The organism is Photobacterium salinisoli, assembly GCF_003614885.1.
In the GTDB taxonomy this organism is placed as follows: domain Bacteria; phylum Pseudomonadota; class Gammaproteobacteria; order Enterobacterales; family Vibrionaceae; genus Photobacterium; species Photobacterium salinisoli.
The window spans coordinates 555,034-573,169 of the sequence record NZ_QZMS01000011.1 but is presented as its reverse complement, the minus strand read 5'-3'; the positions used below and the strand labels follow the sequence as shown (position 1 = coordinate 573,169).

The following is an 18,136-nucleotide window of genomic DNA, read 5'->3' as shown; positions in this document are numbered from 1 at the left end:
ATAACGGCAATATTTTATCAGAATCTGACCATAATGATGCATCAATTTTAGATGTCCGGAGTGAATAGGCGAACAGAATGTCTGATAGTCAGGTTGAGTTAAAGATAGACATGTTGAGGTCGGGATATGAAACATCCCAGGATCAAGCATTGACAGTAAGTTTGCCAGCAGGCAAACACCTTGCCCTTTCCGGCCGCTCAGGCAGCGGAAAGTCAAGTCTGTTGCAAGTGCTGGCTGGTCTGCAACCTGCCAGTTCAGGCCATTTTCTGTGGCAGGGAGAGGAAATCAGCGCCGCTAATTTGCGCTGGTGGCGTCAGCAATTCTGCTATTTACCTCAAACGCCAGTGATGGGGGCTGAGTCGGTGGGGGATACCTTGCGGCTGCCATGGGCCCTGAAAGCCCTGAAAGGCGAGAGGCCCGACGATAAACGCTGTGTGGATGTGCTGTTGTCACTGGACATTGAGCACGGTCTGGAAAAAGCGGTGAGCGAGTTGTCCGGCGGCGAAAAACAACGGGTTGCCATTGCCCGGGCGCTGTTGATGGATCGGCCCGTCTGGCTGCTGGATGAGCCAACCTCGGCGCTGGACAGTACCAGCCGTGATAAGGTGATGGCCCAACTGGCGTTGCAACCACTGACATGTGTGTCTGTGTCACATGATACTCACTGGTTGGCATCGGCTGAGTATCAGATTGAACTGGGAGGCAGTAATGAATAATGCTGTTGCGATTTCAAACCTGTCGCTGGCCGGTTTTTATCTGTTGCTGTTAGTGCCTCTGGCGTTATTTTATCGCTGGCAATTGGGGCTGACTAAGTCAACCGTCACTGCCGTGCTCCGAATGACGTTGCAGCTGGCTGTCGTGGGTTTGTATCTGCAAACCCTGTTTAATTTCCAGCATCTCGGTCTGAATCTGTTATGGCTGAGTATCATGGTGACTGTGGCGGGTTTGAGTATCTGCCGTCGTGCGGGTATTGCGCTCGGAAAAGCCACACTGGCCGTGATCACTGGCTTGCTGGTGTGCTTGTTTGTGGTGCTGCCCCCCATGCTGGTTGGTTTAATTCATGCTGAACCCTGGTGGCAGGCGCAATATCTGATCCCGGTCGCCGGAATGATTCTCGGTAATGCCCTGACCGCCAATGTGCTGGCGCTGGAGCGCTGGTATGCCAGCCTGAAAGAAAAAAATAACGAGTACCAGTTTTATCTGGCGATGGGCGCGCCGCACCCGATCCAGCCGTTTCAGCGAGAGGCCGTTAAAGCGGCTTTAATGCCGCAGCTAGCCAGCATGAGTACACTGGGAATAGTGGCCTTGCCCGGCATGATGACTGGTCAGATCCTCGGCGGCACAGAGCCTGTGCTGGCGGTGAAGTATCAGCTGGCGATCATGATTGCGATTCTGGTGGCCGTCTCAGTGAGTGTTGCGACCACTTTAGGCATGATGAGCCGCTTTGCTTTCAATCGTTATGGTCAGTTAATGCTCTAGCGCCATCGTATTTATCTGGGCACTTAACCATTGCACAAAACAGTCGATGGCCGCGGAGTGGCGATGGCGGATCAGGTAATAACCGGCATTGGCCTGCAGGGGGGCAAACGGTGACACCAGCCGGCCTTTGTTGACATCATCACCTATCAGTGCCTGCCTCGCCATGGCGACGCCCAATCCGGCTTCGGCGGCTGCCATTGCCATGTCTGTCCGGTTAAAAAAATGGCCACGGCGGCTGTCGGCCTGTATCTGCATGCTGTTAAACCAGTAGCGCCATTCCGTATCCCGCTCTGCATTGCGCCACGGCATGGCATCATGCAGTAATGTCACCTGGTGCCAGGCCTGCGGGTGCAGCCAGTCGAACTTTGCCTGATAGTCAGGGCTCATGACTGGCAGCAGGGATTCCGCCATCAACAGGCTGGTTTTGCCGTCATCTTTTATTTCGTTATGACGGCGGTAATCAATCACTAAATCGCAATCTGTGTCCCGGCTGTCCACCAGAGCACCATCGGCAAAGGTTTGGATATTAATATCCGGGAAGTGCTGATAGAAATCATGCAATCTGGGAACCAGCCATTTAAAGGCAAATGAAGGGGTAAGTCTGAGGCGAATTTCCCCTTCGGGTTGATGACCAGTCTGAAGTTCTCGAATAACCCCGGCAATATCAGTCAGACTCGTGCTGACAACCTGGTGCAGCCGCTGACCCTGTTCGGTAAGCGTGATGCCTCTGGCATGACGTTGAAATACCGGAAAGCCAAGTTGCTGCTCCAACTGACGTATTTGCTGGCTGACCGCACCTGTTGTGATATGTAAACGACTGGCTGCACCGGTAAAGCTGGTGGTTCTGGCGGCAACATCAAAAGTGGCCAGCGCTGCCAGCAGGTTGCCTTTTATGACTGACATCTTCTCTTTCTCTCTACGGGTCGCGCTGACATTGTCAGTCAGCTAGGCTTTAACGATGAGCTTATAGAAAAACTATACGCTGGTGTTAATAATTATCGATTGTTAAGGCGATGTAAATCCCGCAATCTGCGCTTTTATTAAGGTGTGGAGAGTACGTTGATCACTTTCCCACCTGTATCAGCCACAGCGAAGAGAGAAACGTATGGAAGTCATTGTATTAGGAAGCGGTGTTGTCGGGCTGACGTCAGCCTGGTATCTGGCGCAGAACGGGCATCAGGTGACGGTGATCGACCGTCAATCCCGCAGCGCGGAAGAAACCAGTTTTGCTAATGCCGGGCAGATTTCCTACGGCTACTCTTCACCGTGGGCAGCGCCGGGCATTCCGGCAAAAGCCATTAAGTGGCTGGTACAGAAACATGCACCGTTAAAAATCAAACCGTCGTTATCGCCGGATTTGTACAGCTGGATGGGTAAGATGCTGGCCAATTGCAATTATGTCAGCTATCAACGCAATAAAGCCCGTATGTTACGTGTGGCAAATTACAGCCGGGAAAGTCTGATTGAGTTGCGTCAGCAACATGATTTGCAGTATGAAGGCCGTCAGCAAGGCACCTTGCAGTTGTTACGTACCCAGGCTCAGCTCGACGCTGTCGGTAAAGATATTCAGGTGCTGGAAGAAAGCGGCATACGCTTTGAACTTCTCGACCCTGCAGGCTGTATCGCCGCAGAACCGGCGTTGGCAAAAGTGCGGGAGAAAGTGGCGGGTGGCTTACGGTTACCGGATGATGAGACTGGTGACTGCTATAAATTCTGCCAGCAACTGACTGCCCTGGCCGAGCAGGCCGGTGTGACTTTTGTGTTTGATACTCAAATTAAAGGACTGCGCCATGAAGCGGGGCGCATTGTGTCTGTCGATACTGACAAAGGCGAGTTCAAAGCGGATGCTTATGTAGTGGCGCTGGGCAGTTACTCAACAGCCATGCTGGGCACCCTGGGTATGCAACTGCCGGTTTACCCGGTCAAAGGGTACTCGCTGACCATGCCGCTGAAAGACAGTGACGGTGCGCCTGTGTCGACCGTGATTGATGAAACCTATAAAGTCGCCATGACACGATTCGATAACCGAATCCGTGTGGCCGGTACGGCTGAGCTTGCGGGTTTTAATCTGCACCTGACCGAGCAGCGCAAAGAAACCATTGCTATGGTGGTGAATGATTTGTTCCCTGAGGGCGGCGATCTGAATCAGGCCGAGTATTGGACTGGTCTGAGGCCAATGACACCGGACGGTACCCCGGTTATAGGTAAAACGCCTTTCGAAAATCTTTACACCAATACCGGGCACGGCACGCTGGGATGGACCATGGCCTGTGGCTCTGGCCGTCTGCTGGCCGATATAGTCAGTGGCAAAGACACGGATATCGACACTGACGGGTTATCGATTCACCGTTATCTGCACACTGCAGGCTAATGTCTTCACCCGGTCAGGCAGTCAGTGACTGACCGGGGTCTTCCTTTTTTCACACTCTTCAGCCTCTTTGTGCGCTCGCACTCCCCATCCTGACAGCTCGCGCTTTGAGTTATTCACCTGAGCATCCTATGCATGCCAGTCATTTAACTGAACTTAAGCTAAAGCTTTGATGTGAAACCGGTTGTACTGTATCTTTACGGACTTTATCGCCATGAGGCGCTGGGATCTCTGGCGCCATCTGGTTATCTGAGTTAACAAATAAAGACACTGCGCCGCACTAACTCAAGGAAAGAGAGTGACGTAGTGTGAATCAGGGATATCCGAATAATGCATAAACGATATGTGATGCCAGCTTTGGCAATGATGTTGACCTTGTCGGGCTGTTCTTCAATCAGTGAAGAAGAATGCAGATTGGGTGATTGGTATCAGATAGGATTGGCCGATGGTCAAAAAGGGAAAAAGAATTACTCGGCCATTTACAGTGAAGAATGTGCTGAATACGGCGTATCTGTTGATTTGAAATCTTACCAGGAAGGTCGCCGCGAAGGATTAACCTCATACTGCACTTACGAAAATGGCACTCTGGTGGGCCAGTCTAATGCAAGTTATGACAATGTCTGTCCGGCTGATTTAGCCAGAGATTTTCTGTCAGGCTATACCCCGTACCATAACCTGGCGCAAGCACAATCCAGGTTAAGCTCGGCAGAAAGCAGTGTGAATAATTATAAAGCGAGGCTGGAAGAGGACACGCTGTCCAGTGATGACAGGAAAACATTTAAAGCAGAGCTGAAATCTGCCAAGTCGCGAATGGAACGAGCGAAGTTCGACGTCAATCGTTTTGAATATGAGCTTGCCGTTCATAAGATTGACAGAGAAATGGGGCAGATTCAAAACCAGCTGACCTCGGATAAACTGCCTCAATCGCAGAAGACAGCGCTGAATCAACGTCTTGCCAGTCTGAACAGCCAGCGCAAATATTACGAGACGCTATCAACCACTGAAAATACGATTCAGAATATCAAAAATATTGCTGATTTATTTTAAATGTGACTGAGTGGCTTTTCGCCATGCTTTCTGAGTATGGCCGTTAACGGCTTTAGCCTGCCTTTCTGCTTTGCCCTCATGCGTTGATGAATGCCCATTTGTTGTGGGAATGGCATTATCTTAAGTGAGGGTAAAGTGAATCGCGCGATCGCCTCAGCGAAAGATACCAGACTGACATCCAATCAGGTGTCATACCGTTGTGAGTGTCAGAGTGCTGTATGTTACCTTCCCGATAACATCTGATTGCCTTAGTGCTTATTATTATTAAATCTTGTTTTAACGAATTTAATTCCTGCTTTTTACCAAAAATGCAGTTTAAGTTAATATTTTTATCATTAATTAAAGCATTTTTCTAAAGTCATGATGTGATCTTGAGTTAAAACTTTAATTATTGTTGCATAGCATGCATGAGCATATTTTGAGGTCTGTCGAGTTTTAACAAAACAACCTTAACTTAACATTCTTGTAACCTTGTGTTTCGTCAACAATGTGTGGGCTAACAACACACAAGGAGTCACACATGCAAGTATGCATAACAACAAAAAAGACGCTTCTCGCCACTCTCATCAGCTCAACCATGTTAACCGGTTGTTATTGGGATGACCCGAAAGAAGCCGCGGCTTACGTCAGTAGCGAAATCGAACATGAAGATGTGGTAGAGCATTTGGTCGAGTTGGAAGCACGTGCCACGCCAACATCTGACGGTAGCTCTGTGACCCGTGCTGCCGGTTCAGACGGATACCAGTATTCTGTTGATTACATCATCGAAGTGATGAAAGAACATGGCTATAAAGTGTCAACTCAGGAGTTTGATTTCCGCGCCTGGGAAGAGCTGGCCGGAACAAAGCTCAATGTTGACGGCATCGATCTGATTAGCACTCGAGAAGCCGGTGAAGGTGTTGAAGCAGACTATGCAGTGATGTCCTATTCGGGTGACTCGAATGGCGAGCTGGCCGGTGATATCGTCTTTGTCACGCCGGATTTTAACTTTGACAGCCCGAATTACGATGATACCGATGGCTGTGAAGCAACTGATTTTGAAGGTAAAGAGGTCGCCGGAAAAGTGGCTGTGATTCAGCGTGGTGGCTGTAACTTCACCACTAAGGTGGAGAACGCGCAAAATGCCGGCGCTAAGGCCGTGATCGTGTTCAACCAGGGTAATGATGAAGGCCGTAAGGCTGTGGTCAATGGTACGCTGGGCAGCGATACGGCGGCGACAGTCCCGGCCTTTGGTGCCCGGTTCGATATTGCCAGACAGTGGTTCGATGCCAGCCAGACTCAACCAGTGCCTGTAGTTCTGGCTGTTGATGTGAAAGATGAAATGGTTGTGACCCAGAACGTGATTGCGGAAACCAAACGCGGTAATCCGAATCAGGTGGTGATGCTGGGTGCGCATCTGGATTCAGTGCCGGAAGGGCCTGGTATTAATGATAACGGTTCAGGTACGGCCGGTTTGCTGGAATATGCAGTGACCCTGGCTGACACCAGAGCGCCAGTGAAGAATAAAGTCCGATTCGCCTGGTGGGCGGCAGAGGAAGCTGGTTTAGTCGGCTCTGAGTATTACACTAACGAGTTGTTTGCCCCTATCTATGATCAGGCTCAGAACGAGATTCTGGAAGAGCTGGGTCTGGAAGATCCCAGCCAGTTGACAGAAGAACAGATTGAGCTGGTCGAAGCTCGCTACACTAAGCTGAACAAAGTGAAACTGTACCTGAACTTTGACATGATTGGTTCGCCAAACTATATCTTCGGTGTGATGGACGGCGATTTGTCGGATACTAAAGACAGCCCGGACAATGCCTATACCGGTGACTTCAAACCGCCATACGGTACTTCTGATATTGAAGCGACATTCAATGAGTTCTTTACAGCCAAATCTGAGTTTACTGTGCCTCAGGCGCTGTCAAAACGGTCAGATTACGCAGGCTTTGCCGATTGGGGCGTAGCGTTTGGTGGGTTATTCACTGGTGCTGAGAAAGTGAAAACGGCTGAAGAAGTGGATCAGTTTGGTGGTGAAATTGATGTGGCTTACGACAGATGTTATCACCAGGCCTGTGATGATCTGAACAATGTCAGTCAGAAAGCCTTGTTTGTTAATACTCAGGCTCTGGCTTATGTCACGACTTACTATGCGTTCAGCAAGCCACTGTTCCCTGAAGTGGAAGAGCCTGCCGCGAAAACCATGACGCGCATGCAAAGCGACATGAAACCAACGAAGAAACTGCGTATCGGTGAGAAGCTGAAAGCCGCAGAGAGCCATTCGGATCACGGTCATTTCCACGGTGACTTTGATCAGGATCGCCAGTAATCATCGGCGATTAACCCCAAACAGCCACGCAATTGCGTGGCTGTTCTTTTTATATACGGCAGTATTACTCGGCTGTAATGATATCCATCACCAGCTTGCCATCTTCGCGGATAGGTCCGTCTTCTTTCGCGCCCAGGGTATATTCAAACACGCCGGTTTTCATCCCGCCCTGCTCACCGTGGAGCATGAGCATCAGCATCTCGCCGGTGTCGACAGGCTCCATGAGAATGGCGACTACATCTTGGTTCATTCCTTTTTTGACTGGTGAATAGCCGACAACAGGCCCGGGCTTCATATCTTTATTGGTGCGATGCACAACCAGCCAGCCATTCGCATCGGATTCAATCATAGCCGCGGTTACTGTGCCGTCTGATACATCCTGATTGGCACCTTTCACACTGTTCGCGGCATATGCGGTGGCCGTTGTCCCTAATAAAGTGATTGCCAGACTCAACATCAGTGATTTTTTAACGATTGTTTTCATTTGTTCATCCTGTTTTGTCATGTAATTGATTTAAAAAGCAGCCAGCCATTTTTTTGTTAACAATCCTCAGTATGGTTCAGAGTTTGGCAGGGTTCACAAAAAGGCTTCTGAATCAATCGGCCAGAAGTGTAACAACTTGTTTCCTAATGAAGGAGAGCATTATCCCTCCGGGTCATTCCTGCAGGGTACTGTCGTGGTTCTATGATAAGAAAAGTGAGCGTTTTGAGGCTTTCAGTGACTGGTTGTGATTGGATGCTTCTGATTATGTAGAGTTAGTCAAACGGTTGAATAATAAATGTATTTTATATGTGCGAGTTATCATACGATGAAGAAATGATGATGTTAGTCTGGCCAGATACCAATCATCCTTGTAATTCGTCACTGTGAATGAGGGTTAAATGTCCAATAAATATCAATTTTTCTGTGTGCCCAATACCGACAGGAAAAAATTTACTTACCTGAATATGTCCTCTTCGAGCTTTATTGAAGAAAAAAAGGCATTGCTCCAGTAGGGCTTTGAGGTCGAGGATGATGTGATATACGCGGAGAATGCAGAAGACGCTGTTGGTAAGTTTCGCTCTAATTATGTTTATCATCTGGAAGAGTACAACGCATCAACCAACGTGTTTTATACGCTGCTTCATGCTTTTCAATGGCTCAAAGGCAAGCTGACGGGCAAAGGCTAGTTGTCATCATGTCAGTGGGAAGCAGTGAATGCAGCGTGCGTGTACTCAGGCAATATGGCAAAAAGAGCTGCCAATGTCAGACGGCGATATGGTGTTGTCGGTAAAGGCTGAGAAGGAGGAAAACCGCTGAATTAACAGCGGCCTTTTTTAGCTTGTCCCGGCGGGCAGAAACTGCCGTTGCCGCCATGATGATGATCATCATAGTCACCATTAGTGGTGGCTTTGATGTTCACACCGTCTACTTCGCCCTCAACATGCGTCAGTTGACAACCGGTAAGAGACAGGCTGACGGCCAGTAAGCCAAACAGGGTTAATGATTTCATTATTAATGCCATCAAATGGGAAAAGCGGGTACTTTACATGATTCTTGCAGGACCTGTGTTAGCCTGATGTCAATGATTATCGCATCTGTAAAAAACCTCTTCTGGCAGGATAATCTGACAATATTGCGAAAAAATAGTTTTCATTCTGATAAAAAGTTCTGCAAAGGCCTTGTAAACTGAAAGTAACCTTTGACTTTGCGACCTTCTTCGTTGGCTACCTGTCAGGAGGCAAACATGAAACGGGTCTTTTATATCAGTGATGACCTGGATGAGCTTGAGCTGGTGGAACATGAGCTGGAACTGAGTGGTTTTACTTCTCCGCAAATCCATGTTCTCAGTAACAAAGATGCTGATGTGTCGAGCCATAAGCATTTGCATCCGGTGCAATCTGTGATGCGCAATGACGTTGTCCACTCAACTGAAATTGGCGCGGTGATCGGGGCGATTGCCGCAGCGGGCATCTTAATTGCGGCTTACGCATCGGGCGTGACGGATGCGGTTGGCTGGGCACCGTTCATTTTACTGGCGATTGCGATTTTGGGATTCATTACCTGGGAAGGGGGATTGTTTGGATTCCAGGAACTGCATTATCAGTTCCGCCGGTTTAAAAACGTCCTGAAATCCGGCAAGCATGTATTAATGGTGGATGTTGAGCCGGAGCAGGAACTGCAGTTGGCTAGCATTACGCTGGCGCACGACAAACTTAAACCTGCCGGCACCGGGAAATCTCCTCCGCACTGGGTGGTTGCCATGCAGCAAAAATGGCAACGCATGATGAAAACCCTGCCTTAATCGCCTGGTTCTCTGGCGCAGGTCAGGTGTCTGCCGGGTCATTATCCGCCCGGCAGACTGAAAAACCATTCTCTGAGGGCAAAAATATAGTTTGCTTCGCTGGCCATCAGCCCCACCAGAACCAGCAGGACTAACGGCGGCAGGAAAATGGTATACACCAGAGCGAGTCTTTCCCAGCGCATGTGCATGAATACGGCGGCAATCAGTCCGGCCTTCAGTGCCATAAACAGCAGAATGAGGCTCCACCGTAACATGCCCTGTAAATGGAAATAGTCGACCAGATATGAAAGGGTACTGAGCACAAAGAGCAGCCCCCATACTTTGAGATACAGGCTGATTGGATGCTGCTGCTTTACTGAATCATGAGTGAGTTCAGAGTTTGCCATTATAGCCTCCTTGACGGTTGGCCTGAGTTACCACAGATAAAAAAAGGCGAAAATAAAGACCCACACTAAATCAACGAAGTGCCAGTACAGTCCGGTAATTTCAACAATTTCGTATCTTCCGCCCTGTGTGCCGGCGGCATGGGGATCCACCTGTTTCTTGTCATATTTCCCCAGAGCGACCCGAATGGCGACTATCGTCAGATACAGCACGCCCACGCTGACATGTAACCCGTGAAAACCTGTGATCATGAAAAAGGCGGCGCCAAACTGTGACGCGCCTTCTTCATTTCCCCACGGGCGAATACCTTCGGCAATGAGTTTGCTCCACTCGAACGCCTGCATACTGACAAAGGTCAGCCCTAATAGGGCGGTTATCAGCATCAGCAGGGCGGTGGACCAGCGCTTTCCCTGATAGCCGCAATTAACGGCCATCGCCATAGTTCCACTGCTGGTGATCAGTACAAAGGTCATAATGGCAATCAGGATCAGAGGGATGGAATGACCGGCAATCGTTAAGGCAAAAACCTCACTGGTCGGTGGCCAGATGTCAGTCGTGGTCATACGGACCGACATATAACCCACCAGAAAACAGCCGAACACAAAGGTGTCGCTGAGCAGAAAAATCCACATCATGGTTTTGCTGGCCGAGACGCGAAATGCCGCCCGATCGCCGGCATAGTCGCTGACGACACCTGTCCAACCTGTTTGACTGCCCAGGGTTGGCGTCCGGGATGGTTGGGTTTCACTCATAATCAAAACCTCTCGTTCTGCGGGTAGCGAAGATTAGGTTAATCGCAGTAAGCCCAGCAGAAACAGCCAGATGAATAACAGGAAATGCCAGTACCGTGCGCAGAGTTGCAGCCATAAGTGCAGATTGTCCCTTTGCCCCTGCCAGACCTGATACACCACCACAGCCAGGGCCAGAACACCGCCGATGACGTGCAGTGCATGCAGACCAGTCAGGAGATAAAAAAAGCTGTTCGCCGGATTAGCCAGTACGCCCTGATTGATCTGGACCAGCGCCTGCCAGGCCCATAACTGCGCGAGAATAAAACCGAGCGTGAAGCAGACCGCCATTATCAGCTCCGTCTGACAGGCGGTGAGGGCTGGCAGCAAACGGGCTTTACGTCCGGCAAGATGTATGGCAATGCAGCCCAGTACCAGCAGCGATGTGCTCAGGATCAGTTGCCATGGTTCGTTGAGCGGTTGCCAGTCAATCAGTGTGTGGCGGATGTAATAGGCCACCGTAAACAAGAAAAACAATGCGCCGATAACGCCCATGAGTACCCACAAACCGGTCGAGGCGATCGCATAGGTGCCGGCAGGCTGGTAGTGGGCATTCGGAGCCGGACTCAGGTTGCCCGACGCCAGTGTGGTGAGTGCAGGCTTACGGCTCATGTTTTTGACTCCTCAGGCTCGCTGCCGGGCACATCCGTTGCGATATCGTCGGGTGGCATATTCTGCGGCAGGTAATCTTCTTTGGCGCCGGGCACGCTAAAATCATAGGCCCAGCGATACACCACAGGGAGCTCATCGCCCCAGTTGCCATGTTTAGGAGGCGTGTCCGGGGTTTGCCATTCCAGTGACGTGGCACGCCAGGGATTACCGCCCACTGCCTGTTCATGTCGCCAGCTCCAGTACATGTTGAAGATAAACAGCAGTTGCGCCGCGCCGACAATCAGAGCGGCGATGGTAATGAAGGCATTGAGGTGCTGCGCCGATTCGGGAATAAAGCTGTAATCTTCCCAGGCGAAATAGCGCCTTGGCATCCCCATCACACCGAGATAGTGCATGGGAAAATAAATGGCGTAGGTCCCCAGAAACGTAAACCAGAAATGGATATGGCCCATGGTGTTGTTCAGCATTCTGCCGGTGACTTTGGGATACCAGTGATAGAGCCCGCCAAAAATCGCCAGGATCGGTGAGACGCCCATCACCATGTGGAAATGAGCCACTACAAAATAGGTGTCCGACAAGGGGATATCGACCACCACATTGCCTAAAAACAAACCGGTTAAGCCGCCGATCACGAAGGTGCTGATGAAGGCCAGAGCGAACAGCATAGGCAGTGTGAGATGAATATCGCCTTTCCAGAGCGTAAACAGCCAGTTGTAGACTTTAATCGCGGTCGGAACGGCGATCACCAGTGTGGTGATGGCGAAGAAAAAGCCGAAGTACGGGTTCATGCCGCTGACGTACATGTGATGTGCCCAGACGACAAAGCTCAGTACCCCTATGGCCAGAATCGCCCACACCATCATCTTGTAGCCGAATATGTTTTTGCGGGCATGAATGCTGATTAAGTCCGAGACTATGCCAAACGCAGGTAAGGCAACGATGTAGACTTCAGGATGACCAAAGAACCAGAACAGGTGCTGGAACAGGATAGGGCTGCCGCCACCGTGCTCGGTTAGCTGCCCCATGGAAATTACGGCAGGCATGAAGAAACTGGTGCCGAGCAGTTTATCGAACAGCATCATCACAGCACTGACAAACAGGGCAGGGAAAGCCAGCAAGGCCATGGCTGATGCCGTAAAAATACCCCAGACGGTCAGTGGCATGCGCAGCAGTGTCATCCCCCGGGTCCGTGCCTGCAGCACAGTGGTGACGTAATTCAGACCACCCATGGTGGCCGCGACAATAAAGACCGCCAGCGAGATCAGCATCAGTACGATTCCCCAGTCGGTGCCGGGCGTACCGGGCAAAATGGCCTGCGGCGGGTAGAGGGTCCAGCCGGCACCGGTCGGACCGCCGGTCACAAAGAAGCTGGCGAGCAATATCAGTGACGCCAGCAGATAAAACCAGTAACTGAGCATGTTCAGGAAGGGGAAAACCATGTCTCTGGCGCCCACCATTAACGGAATCAGGTAGTTACCGAATCCGCCCAGAAACAGCGCAGTAAGCAGGTATACCACCATGATCATGCCGTGCATGGTCAGAGATTGATAATAGGTATTGGCATCAATGAAATCGAAGGTGCCGGGAAAGCCCAGTTGCAGGCGCATAATCCAGGACATGACCAAGGCAATCAGCCCCATAAAAATGGCGGTCAGAGAATATTGAATGGCAATGACCTTATGATCCTGGCTCCAGATATACTTGCTCCAGAACGATTGCGAATACCCGGAGCTGTGTTGATGAGTCTGTGCTGTCATATCTCCTCCTGTCGCGAGCACTACTGCGCCAGAGACTGGATATAAGCGATCAGGGCATCGATTTCCTGATCATTAAACGTATACGCGGGCATCACCGCTGGGTAGCCTTTGACTAGTTCGGCATTGGCTTCCAGAATCGCCCGTTTCAGATAAGCCTCATCGACTTGTGTTTGCGTATCATCCGACAGGGTTTCTGTTTTGCCGTACAGCCCCAGCCAGGTCGGACCGATACCCGGTTTACCGTCGTCGCTGTGACAGGCTATGCAGCCATTGATCTGAGATAACTTCTCGCCCATCGCAATCAGATCAGCTTGTGAAAGTGCTTCGCCACTTGGCGTTGTGTCTGCGGGGCGCTGGGTTTGGGCGAACGTCGGTTGTGCGGCCAGCCAGTTGCCAAATTCTGCTTCGTCTTCCACGACCACTCGCCCGCGCATATTGAAATGCCCGACACCACAGAGTTCAGCGCAAAGGATGTCAAACTGTCCCCGTTCAGTGGGCCTTACCCAGAAATGGGTGACAGTACCCGGTACCAGATCCATTTTTGCCCGGAACTGAGGAACGTTGAAATCATGGAGGACGTCTTTGGAGCGCAGCAGCACTTTATAGGGGGCGTAAAGGGGCAAGTGCAATTCGGGTAACAGAATAATCCGATCATCCGCCCCGGCAGGATCATTCGGGTCAATACCTAACGGGTTGGTATTGGATACAAACCGGGTGTCACTTTTACCCAGTTGTTCGTCATCACCGGGAAAGCGGAATCGCCAGCGCCACTGCTCACCGACGACTTCAACAATCCTTGCTTCATCTGGCACGCTGACAAATTGCCCGTACACCAGCAATCCCGGTGCCAGCAACGCGATGATGCCGACCGAGGTGATGCCGATCAGCCAGGCTTCGAGTTTTTTGCTGTCAGGCTGAAACTGGGACTGCCGGCCGGGTTTGTGTCTGAAGCGAATGATCAGCCAGGCAAGCACCAGATTCAGAACGATAAAAAACGCCCCGGTAATGATCAGAGTCAGGTGCAGCGCATTATCTATCTCCCCCCAATTTGACGCAGCGGGCGTCAGCCACCAGGGGCTGTAAATATGGAAGGCAATGGAGGCGAAGACCATAATGATCAGGGCAATGGCTATTGCCATATATCACCTTTTACCGAAATTGGTCGCATCCATGAGAGGAACAAAAATCGGTAACCCGAACCCTGAAAGTCAAACCGTGTTGATGCCCGCGCAGTGTAGGCTTTATTCACAGCTGTCGGTCAGAAAAAGACAAAGCGGCTGTGTTTGGTCGTCATATTGATTAAAAGCTTAGCGGACATCACCATGCTGTGCGAGTGCTTTGGGGGTTTTCTCTGCAGACGATTCGTAAATGAGAAAGCGGGGTTTCACCGAAAAATGTCTTACTATGAAAGAGGTTACTCAGGCAAAATGGCCTGATAGTCAATAAGATAAGCTTTCCCAAAAAATGAGGAGGGGATGTGGCTGGTGCAAGTTTGTTAACTTTGCTGGATGATATTGCAACCGTGCTTGATGACGTTGCTGTCATGAGTAAGGTCGCGGCCCGAAAAACGGCAGGCGTACTCGGGGACGATCTGGCCCTGAATGCCCAGCAGGTAGCCGGGGTCAGAGCTGAGCGTGAAATTCCGGTTGTGTGGGCGGTGGCAAAAGGCTCGTTTAAAAATAAGCTGATCCTGGTCCCGGCGGCTCTGTTAATCAGTGCTGTTGCTCCCTGGCTCATCGTGCCATTGCTGCTGATTGGCGGTTTGTTTTTGTGTTTTGAAGGTGCAGAGAAAGTCATTCATAAACTCACCCATGATGATGCGGAAGAAGCGCTGAAAGATCACGACCAGTTGCCAGAGGGCATGAATGTTGAGGAATACGAAAAGAACAAGATTAAAGGTGCCATCAGAACCGATTTTATTCTGTCTGCCGAAATTATTGTGATTGCATTAGGCACGGTTCAGGGCATGTCACTGATGACGCAATTGCTGGTGGTCAGTCTGATTGCTGTCACCATGACTGTGGGCGTCTATGGCCTGGTGGCGGGCATCGTCAAACTTGACGATGGTGGTTTTTATCTGGTGAAACAGCATAAAGAGAAAAGTCTGTTACACGGCTTTGGTCAGCTGTTGATCGCGGCTGCGCCTAAGTTGATGAAGTTTCTGGCTATTGTCGGCACTATTGCCATGTTTTTGGTCGGTGGCGGCATAGTGGTTCACAGCATTCCCGATTCGCATCACTGGCTGGAATTGTTAACTGAGCGGTTGCATGCTCTGCCCGGGTCGTCATGGCTGGTGCCCATGATGACCAACATGGTAGTCGGTATCGTTGCGGGCCTGCTGGTACTGGCTGTCGTTTCCGCCTGGCAGCGTTTGCGCGGTAATCAGGCAGCATAAATCATTGACTTAAGGTATGCTGATGTCAGCTTGAGATGTAAGTATAAGAATGAAGATGACCAAAAAGCCAAGATGCAGACCTTTTGTGATGCTCAACCGCCTGCCTTTGCTGGCGGTTTTGCTTCTCCCTACTATCGCAGCAGCCAGCAGCGAGCCGGTAATTGCAACCGTTCCGGAAGCGGTATCATCCCAGAACACCGCCTCGGTGCTGGCTGATGCATTCGAACAGTCAGCCCAACTGTGGCGGCGGGATGCTATCGCTTATGCCCGGTTGCCCAGCCGTGATGACATTGGCCGGATGCTTACGACCTACGGGTTAGATGCTGCCGGAAAGCCTGTTGCGATTTCGCAGCAAGAGATTGTTCAGGAAAGTGTTGTGGTACGTGACATGCAACCCTTGGTCGGGGCCGTATATCGCGAATACCTGATGACCAGAACGGCATGGTTTGAAGACTACGGCATGATGCCAGATACGTTGTCATTCCACAGTTATCAGTCGTTGCGTCAGATACAAGTATTGACGGTAGATGCACAGCTCCTGTCAGCGCTTGGCAGCCTTGACGGTAAAACTGTGGAGATAGAAACCCGTCATTTCCCGGTGTTATTTCATGATAACCAAGATGCCGAGACTGAGCTTCCCACCATCACCCTGAAGCTAGGCGATCGGGTGACAGATGCTGGTGAAGTGATTGCGACCGAGACACTGCAAGAACACTACAGCCTCCAGGGCGATCTCCCTAAAACCTGATAAAAACCAGCCTCAGGGCTGGTTTTTTCATTTCTGATCCCGTCAATACCGCAGCAATGTCAGTGTGGAATTTTTTTGACTGATCATTTTGATAATAATTGTTATTATTCTTCCCATTACTTTCCAGAGTGTCACGACAACGCTGCTGTGATTACACCGAAGCAGTACAAAGGAATTTGCCCCAAAAAGATAATTAAACTTGAATGATAATACTTATTATTTATTCTAGTGTTATTGGCCTGGAAATAATTTGCGTTTGCTCAAGATGCAGCAAGCGAGTCCATGATAGTTTGGTGAATGGATGACAACAGCGTTGAATACAAAACAGAGTTCTGAACCTAACCGCTTCCCCGGCACCATTGCGCGTGCCGTCCAGCCGGAAAACCTGATTCGGCTGTTCAATGATGCGGAGCGTTTGATACCCATAATGAAAGGTGTTTCCGCGCCAGACACCTTGTTTTGTATCACGCGTGATGGCAATAACGATCAGTTGCTGGCCAGCCTGTATCAGTACTGGCAGCAGAACTATCCGGAAGCGGGGCAGCCTTACTGGACGACACGCAGCTGGTCGATGCTGACCTGGCAGCCGCTCTACCTGGCTTTTGTCTGTGTATACAGTGTGCAGGCCGTACCGCCACTGAGCCGTATCGTCCAGCTCTACAACAACCAGGGTTGGGTAGCAGGCTACAGCTTCAGCCAGAACAGTAGCTGGTGTGAAGGCAATCCCCGGACACTTATTCAGTGTGCGGGTCGTGAGCTGGGCGAACTGTATGACGATCTGCGTGAGCAGATGGAGCGCCATACCCGTATTCGTCCCGGTTTTACCCGTCAGTTACTGGCAGATTCTGTTCTGGCCGTTTTACTGCGCTATCACAATGAGTCGCCGGATACGATGCCGGCGGACGATGTTCCTCAGCATGCCGCGTGGTGGCTGGAAAGTCTTGGCCTTCCCGCCAAGCATATTGAGACACTGTACCGCTCAGAAACCGATGGTCAGTGGCAGCAATTACGGGTGAGCTGCTGTATGCATTACCGGCGTGATGATGGCAGTTATTGCGAAAATTGCCCGAGAAATAAACTGTAAGCCTGGTTGTGCCACAGGCCGATGCGCCGGTCACAAGCAAGCAGGTTACGTAATAAGAAAAAATTATGTTTGAACTCAACAATATCCTTGTACACCGCGGCGGACGCGATATTTTACGTATCGATCAGCTCACGATCGACAGCGGGGCATTTACCATGGTGCTGGGCCACAATGGCTCAGGTAAATCAACACTGGTGAATTTGCTTGCCGGACAAATGGCGCCCGATGAAGGCGATATTTTGCTTAACCAACAGCCACTGACGGCGCTGTCAGCCAAGGCGTTGGCACGAGAAGTGGCTTTTCTGCCGCAAAAGCTGCCAGATGTTGCCGGGTTAACGGTCAGAGAACTGGTCAAACTGGGCCGCTTCCCCTGGCGTGGTACATTCGGTCGCTGGCAAAAAGACGATGTCGCTATCATAGAAGCGGCCATGCATAAAACCGGCACTTTGCGTTTTGCCGACAACCTGGCCGACCAGCTCTCAGGGGGCGAACGCCAGCGCGCCTGGGTGTCTATGCTGCTGGCACAGCAATCGCCTGTCCTGATCCTCGATGAGCCGACCTCGGCACTGGATATTCATCATCAGTACCAACTGATGTCTTTGCTGGCCGATCTGAATCGTGAAACAGGCTGCGGTGTGATCGTTATTTTGCATGATCTGAATCTGGCGCTGCGTTTTGCCACGCACGTGGTGGCGCTGAAGCAAGGGCGCATTGCCTTCACCGGCCCGAAAGAAGTATTACTGGATGAGCCAAGACTGTCTGCACTGTATGAGACGGACATTAAACTCATTGATCATCCGGTTAATTCCGAACATCTGACGGGTCAGAAAGTCGCTGTAGTGTGTGAATAACAGTGGTCTGTGAATAGCAGTTGCATGAAA

At 50.6% G+C, this 18,136-nt stretch carries 18 protein-coding genes and 1 pseudogene; 11 read left to right on the top strand and 8 right to left on the bottom strand.

Going from position 1 to position 18,136, the window contains the following annotated elements; translation table 11 throughout:
* The first annotated feature begins 149 nt into the window (after positions 1-149).
* Both D6M16_RS13985 and D6M16_RS13980 read left to right on the top strand, forming a co-directional pair.
* A complete protein-coding gene (locus tag D6M16_RS13985) occupies positions 150-716 on the top strand; it encodes an ABC transporter ATP-binding protein (protein ID WP_338048222.1) in 567 nt (188 codons plus the stop codon).
* Positions 709-1,479: an ABC transporter permease gene (locus D6M16_RS13980; RefSeq protein WP_120512477.1), complete on the top strand. Its 771-nt coding sequence runs from the start codon at positions 709-711 to the stop codon at positions 1,477-1,479. Before D6M16_RS13985 ends, D6M16_RS13980 begins: the two co-directional genes overlap by 8 nt.
* On the opposite strand, the gene D6M16_RS13975 is transcribed toward D6M16_RS13980, so the two are convergent.
* A complete protein-coding gene (locus D6M16_RS13975; protein ID WP_120512476.1) occupies positions 1,468-2,382 on the bottom strand; it encodes a LysR substrate-binding domain-containing protein in 915 nt (304 codons plus the stop codon). The genes D6M16_RS13980 and D6M16_RS13975 overlap by 12 nt on opposite strands.
* A gap of 202 nt (positions 2,383-2,584) precedes the next feature.
* On the opposite strand from D6M16_RS13975, the gene D6M16_RS13970 reads away from it, so the two are divergent.
* The 3 genes from D6M16_RS13970 to D6M16_RS13960 all read left to right on the top strand — a co-directional run bounded on the left by D6M16_RS13970 (position 2,585) and on the right by D6M16_RS13960 (position 7,202).
* Entirely contained in the window at positions 2,585-3,850 is a 1,266-nt protein-coding gene (locus D6M16_RS13970) for a D-amino acid dehydrogenase (RefSeq protein WP_120512475.1), read from the top strand.
* 327 nt (positions 3,851-4,177) lie between these two features.
* The gene (locus D6M16_RS13965) at positions 4,178-4,894 is read left to right on the top strand and encodes a DUF2799 domain-containing protein (protein ID WP_120512474.1); all 717 of its coding nucleotides are present in this window, start codon (positions 4,178-4,180) and stop codon (positions 4,892-4,894) included.
* Between the two features lie 520 nt (positions 4,895-5,414).
* Entirely contained in the window at positions 5,415-7,202 is a 1,788-nt protein-coding gene (locus D6M16_RS13960) for a M28 family metallopeptidase (RefSeq protein ID WP_120512473.1), read from the top strand.
* Between the two features lie 64 nt (positions 7,203-7,266).
* On the opposite strand, the gene D6M16_RS13955 is transcribed toward D6M16_RS13960, so the two are convergent.
* Complete coding sequence (locus D6M16_RS13955; RefSeq protein WP_120512472.1) at positions 7,267-7,686, bottom strand: DUF7282 domain-containing protein; 420 nt, start codon at positions 7,684-7,686, stop codon at positions 7,267-7,269.
* 398 nt (positions 7,687-8,084) lie between these two features.
* Here D6M16_RS13955 and D6M16_RS13950 point away from each other — a divergent pair.
* Positions 8,085-8,372 (top strand): annotated as a pseudogene (locus D6M16_RS13950) (hypothetical protein).
* 131 nt (positions 8,373-8,503) lie between these two features.
* Here the strand turns inward: D6M16_RS13950 and D6M16_RS13945 are convergent.
* Complete coding sequence (locus D6M16_RS13945) at positions 8,504-8,695, bottom strand: hypothetical protein (RefSeq protein ID WP_120512471.1); 192 nt, start codon at positions 8,693-8,695, stop codon at positions 8,504-8,506.
* 234 nt (positions 8,696-8,929) lie between these two features.
* Between D6M16_RS13945 and D6M16_RS13940 the strand changes: the two genes are divergently transcribed.
* A complete protein-coding gene (locus D6M16_RS13940; RefSeq protein ID WP_046221762.1) occupies positions 8,930-9,487 on the top strand; it encodes a hypothetical protein in 558 nt (185 codons plus the stop codon).
* Positions 9,488-9,528: 41 nt separating this feature from the next.
* On the opposite strand, the gene D6M16_RS13935 is transcribed toward D6M16_RS13940, so the two are convergent.
* From D6M16_RS13935 to D6M16_RS13915, 5 genes are read right to left on the bottom strand one after another with little or no spacing between them, the layout of a single operon-like run.
* A complete protein-coding gene (locus tag D6M16_RS13935; RefSeq protein ID WP_120512470.1) occupies positions 9,529-9,873 on the bottom strand; it encodes a cytochrome C oxidase subunit IV family protein in 345 nt (114 codons plus the stop codon).
* A gap of 27 nt (positions 9,874-9,900) precedes the next feature.
* Positions 9,901-10,623 carry a heme-copper oxidase subunit III family protein gene (locus tag D6M16_RS13930; protein ID WP_120512469.1) on the bottom strand — a complete coding sequence of 241 codons (723 nt, stop codon included), beginning with the start codon at positions 10,621-10,623 and terminating at the stop codon, positions 9,901-9,903.
* Between the two features lie 33 nt (positions 10,624-10,656).
* Complete coding sequence (locus D6M16_RS13925; protein ID WP_120512468.1) at positions 10,657-11,271, bottom strand: cytochrome c oxidase subunit 3; 615 nt, start codon at positions 11,269-11,271, stop codon at positions 10,657-10,659.
* Positions 11,268-13,028, bottom strand: a complete 1,761-nt coding sequence (gene ctaD, locus D6M16_RS13920; protein ID WP_120512467.1) for a cytochrome c oxidase subunit I — start codon at positions 13,026-13,028, stop codon at positions 11,268-11,270. Before ctaD ends, D6M16_RS13925 begins: the two co-directional genes overlap by 4 nt.
* A gap of 20 nt (positions 13,029-13,048) precedes the next feature.
* Entirely contained in the window at positions 13,049-14,167 is a 1,119-nt protein-coding gene (locus tag D6M16_RS13915) for a cytochrome c oxidase subunit II (RefSeq protein ID WP_120512466.1), read from the bottom strand.
* A gap of 338 nt (positions 14,168-14,505) precedes the next feature.
* On the opposite strand from D6M16_RS13915, the gene D6M16_RS13910 reads away from it, so the two are divergent.
* From D6M16_RS13910 to D6M16_RS13895, 4 genes are all read left to right on the top strand, one after another.
* Complete coding sequence (locus D6M16_RS13910; protein WP_120512465.1) at positions 14,506-15,423, top strand: DUF808 domain-containing protein; 918 nt, start codon at positions 14,506-14,508, stop codon at positions 15,421-15,423.
* Between the two features lie 49 nt (positions 15,424-15,472).
* Positions 15,473-16,171 carry a hypothetical protein gene (locus tag D6M16_RS13905; RefSeq protein WP_162941041.1) on the top strand — a complete coding sequence of 233 codons (699 nt, stop codon included), beginning with the start codon at positions 15,473-15,475 and terminating at the stop codon, positions 16,169-16,171.
* 301 nt (positions 16,172-16,472) lie between these two features.
* On the top strand, positions 16,473-17,255 hold the full coding sequence (locus D6M16_RS13900) for a siderophore ferric iron reductase (protein ID WP_120512463.1): 783 nt from the start codon (positions 16,473-16,475) through the stop codon (positions 17,253-17,255).
* A gap of 65 nt (positions 17,256-17,320) precedes the next feature.
* A complete protein-coding gene (locus D6M16_RS13895) occupies positions 17,321-18,106 on the top strand; it encodes an ABC transporter ATP-binding protein (RefSeq protein WP_120512462.1) in 786 nt (261 codons plus the stop codon).
* Positions 18,107-18,136 lie beyond the last annotated feature (30 nt).

Excerpts from the sequence above, each read along its gene's own strand:
- D6M16_RS13980 (WP_120512477.1), top strand. The coding sequence starts at position 709 with ATGAATAATGCTGTTGCGATTTCAAACCTGTCGCTGGCCGGTTTTTAT.
- D6M16_RS13975 (WP_120512476.1), bottom strand. The coding sequence starts at position 2,382 with ATGTCAGTCATAAAAGGCAACCTGCTGGCAGCGCTGGCCACTTTTGAT.
- D6M16_RS13970 (WP_120512475.1), top strand. The coding sequence starts at position 2,585 with ATGGAAGTCATTGTATTAGGAAGCGGTGTTGTCGGGCTGACGTCAGCC.
- D6M16_RS13965 (WP_120512474.1), top strand. The coding sequence starts at position 4,178 with ATGCATAAACGATATGTGATGCCAGCTTTGGCAATGATGTTGACCTTG.
- D6M16_RS13960 (WP_120512473.1), top strand. The coding sequence starts at position 5,415 with ATGCAAGTATGCATAACAACAAAAAAGACGCTTCTCGCCACTCTCATC.
- D6M16_RS13955 (WP_120512472.1), bottom strand. The coding sequence starts at position 7,686 with ATGAAAACAATCGTTAAAAAATCACTGATGTTGAGTCTGGCAATCACT.
- D6M16_RS13945 (WP_120512471.1), bottom strand. The coding sequence starts at position 8,695 with ATGAAATCATTAACCCTGTTTGGCTTACTGGCCGTCAGCCTGTCTCTT.
- D6M16_RS13940 (WP_046221762.1), top strand. The coding sequence starts at position 8,930 with ATGAAACGGGTCTTTTATATCAGTGATGACCTGGATGAGCTTGAGCTG.
- D6M16_RS13935 (WP_120512470.1), bottom strand. The coding sequence starts at position 9,873 with ATGGCAAACTCTGAACTCACTCATGATTCAGTAAAGCAGCAGCATCCA.
- D6M16_RS13930 (WP_120512469.1), bottom strand. The coding sequence starts at position 10,623 with ATGAGTGAAACCCAACCATCCCGGACGCCAACCCTGGGCAGTCAAACA.
- D6M16_RS13925 (WP_120512468.1), bottom strand. The coding sequence starts at position 11,271 with ATGAGCCGTAAGCCTGCACTCACCACACTGGCGTCGGGCAACCTGAGT.
- ctaD (WP_120512467.1), bottom strand. The coding sequence starts at position 13,028 with ATGACAGCACAGACTCATCAACACAGCTCCGGGTATTCGCAATCGTTC.
- D6M16_RS13915 (WP_120512466.1), bottom strand. The coding sequence starts at position 14,167 with ATGGCAATAGCCATTGCCCTGATCATTATGGTCTTCGCCTCCATTGCC.
- D6M16_RS13905 (WP_162941041.1), top strand. The coding sequence starts at position 15,473 with ATGAAGATGACCAAAAAGCCAAGATGCAGACCTTTTGTGATGCTCAAC.
- D6M16_RS13900 (WP_120512463.1), top strand. The coding sequence starts at position 16,473 with ATGACAACAGCGTTGAATACAAAACAGAGTTCTGAACCTAACCGCTTC.
- D6M16_RS13895 (WP_120512462.1), top strand. The coding sequence starts at position 17,321 with ATGTTTGAACTCAACAATATCCTTGTACACCGCGGCGGACGCGATATT.